Origin of the sequence: Bacillus sp. S4, from assembly GCF_040838205.1 — a bacterium.
GTDB classification, from domain to species: Bacteria; Bacillota; Bacilli; order Bacillales; family Bacillaceae_G; genus Bacillus_A; species Bacillus_A cereus_U.
Genome location: NZ_JBFPJI010000299.1, coordinates 1 through 3909 on the forward strand (window position 1 = coordinate 1; position 3909 = coordinate 3909).

Consider the following 3909-nt stretch of genomic DNA (forward strand, 5'->3'; position numbering starts at 1 on the left):
TCTATAGATAATAAAGACAGTGTATTTTCTCCTTCAAATGCTACACAGTCTTTCACAATATGAAATCCAAGTGCATAGCCAAGCATTTTCGGATACGAGTGCAGTCCATTTAATAAAACATCATGCTCCCTCGTACCTCTCTTTACATCTATTCGTTCTTGTATTGAATTTCTCCAATAATAAATAGCATCTTCTTTTGAAATGTAAGTAGTCCATGGTGCACATCTTTTTTCTGTATACCTTTCATACACAGCTTGCTCAGCTAACCCTTCCATAATCATCGTATCAAGTAATGTATACTCTGTTTCCTTCGTCTCAATTTGATGTAATCTACATATATGGTGGTATTCATGCGTTAATAAAGCTTTTAGTTCCTCTACTGAATTACGTCCACATACGAATAAGAAAATAACGTGACGCATAGATAAACCAGCCTTCCCGTTATATTCCTCTTGTACCGTTCGATTATATGAATCTGATAATAAAATAAAGATAGGGACATCTGGACCTTTTAGCCAACTTTTCAATTTTTCATACTCCATGCTAAGTTCTTTCCAAATTTCTTTCTTCTCTAACTCTTTAATTTCCTGCTCCCCCCGCATTACTGGGCGATACATACCTTTAGAGATTAAAAAGCGATACAGCCTCTCTTTTGGCAATGGAATATACTTTGTAAATTTCTCACAAAGCTTTTCTGGGCGTCCATAATACAGATGTAACCATTCTGCCGTTTCAACAACCCCCACCCTTCATCCCTCCTTTTCTTATGTATATGCAAAAAAAGAAAGGAACGTAAAGGTGATAAAAAATAAATAAGGTGTCTTTTCGTAGTACTTTACGAAAAGACACCTTATTGTACATATTACTTATATGCTTTAAATACTAATACTGCGTTATGACCACCGAATCCTAATGAATTACTTAATACAGCCCGCACTTCTTGATGTCTCGCTGTATTTGGTACGTAATCTAAATCACATTCTGGATCTGGTGTTTCATAGTTAATCGTCGGAGGAATTACTCCGTCTGTAATTGATTTAATAGAGAAGATCGCTTCAACAGCACCAGCTGCTCCTAATAAATGACCTGTCATTGATTTCGTTGAACTAATCGCTACTTTATATGCATGCTCACCGAAAGTTTCTTTAATTGCCATCGTTTCATACTTTTCATTTGCATCTGTACTTGTACCATGTGCATTAATGTAATCAATATCTTCTGGCTCTAGACCTGCATCAGCTAAAGCTTGACGCATCGCACGAACTCCGCCTTCACCGCCAGGAGCAGGCATTGTAATATGGAACGCATCACCAGTTGCACCATAACCAGCAATTTCCGCATAAATGTGAGCACCACGTGCTAATGCGTGCTCTAATTCTTCAAGAATAAGAATTCCTGATCCTTCACCCATTACGAAACCACTACGGTTTTTATCAAATGGGCGGCAAGCCGTTGCTGGATCTTCATTGAATGTTAATGCTTTCGCTGAGCTAAACCCAGCGAATGCCATACTTGTTAATGGCGCTTCTGCTCCGCCTGTTATCATCGCATCAGCATCACCGCGCTGGATTACTTTAAACGCATCACCAATTGAGTTTGCTCCAGATGCACAAGCTGTTACAGAGCAAGTATTAATTCCTTTCGCTCCTGTAGCGATTGACACTTGACCTGCTGCCATATCTGGAATCATCATTGGTACGAAGAATGGGCTCACGCGGCGCGGACCTTTTTCAGCAAAAATCTTAAATTGTTCTTCGTATGTTTCCATACCACCAATACCAGAACCAACCCATACACCAATGCGTGGTGCATTTTCTTCTGTAATTTCAAGCTTCGCATCTGCTACTGCCATTTTCGCTGCTGCTACTGCATATTGCGTAAAGCGGTCCATACGGCGCGCTTCTTTTTTATCTATATATTTTTCGACTTCAAAGTCATTAATTTCTGCTGCTACTTTTGCAGGAATTTGTTCTGAATCTATTCTTGTAAGTCGTCCGATTCCGGATACACCGTTTTTAATGTTTTCCCAAGCTGTTTCAACATCTGTTCCGATCGGTGTAACAGCTCCTAGCCCTGTAATTACGACCCTCTTTTTTTCCATACAAAATACACTCCTTTTTTTCTCTCAGTCCTTATTTACCCCAACGAAGAGCTACTGCTCCCCATGTTAACCCGCCGCCAAAACCTACTAGTATAATTAAATCACCATCTTGAATACGTCCATTTTGCAATTCCTCTACCATTGCAATTGGAATTGAAGAAGCCGATGTATTACCGAACTTTTCAATTGTCATACTCATTTTTTCTTTCGGTAAATTTAATCTTTCTCTTGCAGATTCCATAATACGAATATTCGCTTGATGTGGTACTAAGAAGTCCACATCCTCTTTCGTAAGTCCCGCTTTTTCTAACACGCGAAGACAGGAATCACCAAGTTGGCGAACAGCAAATTTAAAGACTTCTCTGCCGTTCATCATAACATACTCGTCTTGATAAAGATGCTTACCGCCACTTCCGTCCGCTCCTAATTCAAAGGAAAGTACACCTTTTCCTTCCGAAACAGCTCCCATTACGATAGCACCTGCTCCGTCCCCAAATAGTACTGCTGTATTTCGATCGTTCCAGTCTACAATTTTAGATAGTTTGTCACTACCAACTACTAATACATTTTTATAAGTTCCCGTTTGAATAAATTGCTGTGCTGTAATCATTCCGTACATAAAGCCAGCACATGCTGCACTTAAATCCATCGCGGCTGCGTGTTTTGCGCCAATTGCTTCTTGGATTACACAGGCTACTGCTGGGAATGCGCGATCTGGCGTTACTGTTGCCACTAAAATAAGATCGATATCCTCTCCGCTAATCCCTGCATCTTCAAGTGCTTTTTTAGAAGCCTCTACCGCCATATATGAAGTATCTATTGTATCATCGGCAATGCGTCTTTCTGCAATTCCCGTTCTCGTACGAATCCATTCATCAGATGTATCTACGATTTTCTCTAAATCGTGATTTGTGACTACTTTTTCTGGCACATATCTTCCGACCCCTAAAATGCCCACGTTCACATCGCAGCCCTCCATTTTATATCAATTATTATGACTTGGTACTAATTTTAAAACATAAATGTACTTTTGTCTAGAATATATTTCAGCTAAAAAAATAAAGACAGCGTATTACTAACTTTATTTTTCATTAAAAGAAACAGAAAAATTCCTGCCCTTTCAAAATATAAATTATTCCATACCCTTACTCCGCTCGAAACAAAAAGAGGCTCTTACCGCTTCTATCCACGGTTCGAACCTCTCTCCCATCAAAAAAAAGGGTTCTTTATTCTTTATCCGCTTTCCTTCAAAACTAAGGCGTTCTCCTCATAACCTTCCCCTTTAACCTCATCATCCCTCCGGTTTTACTCCGCTCGAGACTAAAAAAAGCCCCAACCGCTTCTATCCACCGTTCGAGCCTCTCTCCCATCAAAAAGAAGATTTTTTATTCTTTATCCCCTTTCCTTCAAAACTAAGGCGTTCTCCTTTAACCTCATCATCCCTCTGTTCTTACCTCGCTCGAGACTAAAAAAGGCCCTTACCGCTTCTATCCACGGCTCGAGCCTCTCTTCCCTCTAAAAAAGAAGGTTTTTTTATTCTTTATCCGCTTTCCCAAGCTCATATGCTTCGCCCATTACTTTCATCAATAGCTCTAACACCGGCTGTGCTTTCTCCATATCAAGCGCAATTCCATTAGAATCTAAAATTGCCTTAGCTTCTGGTAAATGCTTCATTGCGATTTGTAAAAATTGCATACTTTTTTCGTTCATGTAATCTCTTCCTCTCCATTAAAGCTTTTCAATCAATTATCCATACAATAGTTTAACACGTGCGCTACCCTTCATATAACTCTTTATATTTTTTCATA

4 protein-coding genes are annotated in these 3909 nt (G+C 39.5%); all 4 read right to left on the bottom strand.

The window, feature by feature from the left end; genetic code table 11:
• A partial coding sequence (locus tag AB3X48_RS18825; RefSeq protein ID WP_367959809.1) for a DUF2268 domain-containing putative Zn-dependent protease occupies positions 1 to 746 on the bottom strand: 746 nt, incomplete at its 3' end.
• Between the two features lie 116 nt (positions 747 to 862).
• A complete protein-coding gene (gene fabF, locus AB3X48_RS18830; RefSeq protein ID WP_016104174.1) occupies positions 863 to 2101 on the bottom strand; it encodes a beta-ketoacyl-ACP synthase II in 1239 nt (412 codons plus the stop codon).
• A gap of 31 nt (positions 2102 to 2132) precedes the next feature.
• Positions 2133 to 3065: a beta-ketoacyl-ACP synthase III gene (fabH, locus tag AB3X48_RS18835; protein WP_002149840.1), complete on the bottom strand. Its 933-nt coding sequence runs from the start codon at positions 3063 to 3065 to the stop codon at positions 2133 to 2135.
• Between the two features lie 569 nt (positions 3066 to 3634).
• Positions 3635 to 3811 (bottom strand): ComZ family protein, encoded by a 177-nt coding sequence (locus tag AB3X48_RS18840; protein WP_002011319.1) that lies wholly within the window; start codon positions 3809 to 3811, stop codon positions 3635 to 3637.
• Between the last annotated feature and the right edge of the window lie 98 nt (positions 3812 to 3909).